Here is a 2,301-nt window from a genome sequence, read left to right on the forward strand (position 1 = left end):
TTAAGACATGACCATCCGCCCTTTACACGACCGCGTAGTCGTCAAACGCTTAGAAGCTGAAGAAAAAACCGCCTCCGGCATCGTTTTGCCGGGTGCGGCTGCTGAAAAACCCGACATGGGCGAAGTAATCGCCGTGGGTGCGGGCAAAATCGGTAAAGACGGCGAGCGCCGTCCGCTGGATGTCAAAGTCGGCGACAAAGTGATCTTCGGCAAATACAGCGGCCAAACTGTAAAAGCCGACGGCGAAGAGCTGTTGGTAATGCGTGAAGAAGACATCTTCGGTATTGTGGAGTAAACCTGATTTTTGAGGATAAAGTGAATGTTTATTAAAGAAACTTGCAAACAATTTATTGATGCCACAATCAATACTTTTTCAAATCCAACAGGTACTGCAAGGCTGCTATCAGGTGCTGCAACTTTAGCACGAGCTGACAAAGCAGGTGTTACAATTCAGCAAATGAAACAAATTTTTCCTGATTTGCAAAATCAATCAGATGAACAAGTGGCTGGGTTTATTTCCATTTCCCAAGGTTTGATTAATGGTGATATTCATATCCAAAGCACAGCATTTGGTGAAGAACAGCAACAAGAAATGAAATTGCAAGAAGCACAGCTCTAAGAGTTATAGTGCATTGAAAATTAATTATATTTTCTGGAGATAAAATATGGCAGCAAAAGACGTACAGTTCGGTAACGAAGTTCGCCAAAAAATGGTAAACGGTGTCAACGTATTGGCAAACGCCGTACGCGTAACTTTGGGCCCTAAAGGCCGCAACGTGGTACTCGACCGCGCTTTCGGCGGCCCGCACATCACTAAAGACGGTGTGTCTGTTGCAAAAGAAATCGAATTGAAAGACAAATTCGAAAACATGGGCGCGCAAATGGTGAAAGAAGTGGCGTCCAAAACCAACGACGTAGCCGGCGACGGTACCACTACTGCAACCGTATTGGCGCAATCCATCGTTGCCGAAGGCATGAAATACGTGACCGCCGGCATGAACCCGACCGACCTGAAACGCGGTATCGACAAAGCCGTTGCCGCTTTGGTTGACGAGCTGAAAAACATCGCCAAACCTTGCGATACTTCTAAAGAAATCGCTCAAGTCGGCTCGATTTCCGCCAACTCTGACGAACAAGTCGGCGCGATTATCGCCGAAGCGATGGAAAAAGTCGGTAAAGAAGGCGTGATTACCGTTGAAGACGGCAAATCTTTGGAAAACGAATTGGATGTCGTCGAAGGTATGCAGTTCGACCGCGGCTACCTGTCTCCTTACTTCATCAACGATGCTGAAAAACAAATCGCTGCTTTGGACAATCCGTTTGTATTGTTGTTCGACAAAAAAATCAGCAACATCCGCGACTTGTTGCCTGTTTTGGAACAAGTGGCCAAAGCCAGCCGTCCGCTCTTGATTATCGCTGAAGACGTAGAAGGCGAAGCCTTGGCGACTTTGGTGGTGAACAACATCCGCGGCATCCTGAAAACCGTTGCCGTGAAAGCCCCTGGCTTCGGCGACCGCCGCAAAGCCATGTTGCAAGACATCGCTATCCTGACTGGCGGCGTGGTGATTTCCGAAGAAGTCGGCCTGTCTCTGGAAAAAGCGACTTTGGACGACTTGGGTCAAGCCAAACGCATCGAAATCGGTAAAGAAAACACCACCATTATCGACGGTTTCGGCGATGCGGCCCAAATCGAAGCGCGTGTTGCTGAAATCCGCCAACAAATTGAAACCGCAACCAGCGAATACGACAAAGAAAAACTGCAAGAGCGCGTGGCCAAATTGGCCGGCGGTGTGGCAGTGATCAAAGTCGGTGCCGCTACCGAAGTCGAAATGAAAGAGAAAAAAGACCGCGTGGAAGACGCGCTGCACGCTACCCGCGCAGCCGTTGAAGAAGGCGTGGTTGCCGGCGGTGGTGTCGCCCTGTTGCGCGCCCGTGCTGCTTTGGAAAACCTGCATACCGGCAATGCCGACCAAGACGCAGGCGTACAAATCGTATTGCGCGCCGTTGAGTCTCCTCTGCGTCAAATTGTTGCCAACGCAGGCGGCGAACCTAGCGTGGTTGTGAACAAAGTGTTGGAAGGTAAAGGCAACTACGGTTACAACGCAGGCTCCGGCGAATACGGCGACATGATCGAAATGGGCGTACTCGACCCTGCCAAAGTAACCCGTTCCGCGCTGCAACACGCCGCATCTATCGCCGGCCTGATGCTGACCACAGACTGCATGATCGCTGAAATCCCTGAAGAAAAACCTGCTATGCCTGATATGGGCGGCATGGGTGGTATGGGCGGCATGATGTAAG

3 protein-coding genes are annotated in these 2,301 nt (G+C 50.2%); all 3 read left to right on the forward strand.

From position 1 onward, the window contains the following. Positions 1-7: 7 nt before the first annotated feature. Genes groES through groL form a run of 3 tightly spaced genes read left to right on the forward strand, consistent with a single transcriptional unit; the run spans position 8 to position 2,300 of the window. Positions 8-295: a co-chaperone GroES gene (gene groES, locus ACTHUE_RS15885; RefSeq protein WP_003684150.1), complete on the forward strand. Its 288-nt coding sequence runs from the start codon at positions 8-10 to the stop codon at positions 293-295. A gap of 24 nt (positions 296-319) precedes the next feature. Continuing rightward, a complete protein-coding gene (locus tag ACTHUE_RS15890) occupies positions 320-619 on the forward strand; it encodes a hypothetical protein (protein ID WP_070647251.1) in 300 nt (99 codons plus the stop codon). A gap of 46 nt (positions 620-665) precedes the next feature. Continuing rightward, the gene (gene groL / locus ACTHUE_RS15895) at positions 666-2,300 is read left to right on the forward strand and encodes a chaperonin GroEL (protein ID WP_049322649.1); all 1,635 of its coding nucleotides are present in this window, start codon (positions 666-668) and stop codon (positions 2,298-2,300) included. Position 2,301: the final 1 nt, after the last annotated feature.

This window comes from Neisseria sp. P0021.S005 (assembly GCF_051956955.1).

Excerpts from the sequence above, each read along its gene's own strand:
- ACTHUE_RS15890 (WP_070647251.1), top strand. The coding sequence starts at position 320 with ATGTTTATTAAAGAAACTTGCAAACAATTTATTGATGCCACAATCAAT.
- groES (WP_003684150.1), top strand. The coding sequence starts at position 8 with ATGACCATCCGCCCTTTACACGACCGCGTAGTCGTCAAACGCTTAGAA.
- groL (WP_049322649.1), top strand. The coding sequence starts at position 666 with ATGGCAGCAAAAGACGTACAGTTCGGTAACGAAGTTCGCCAAAAAATG.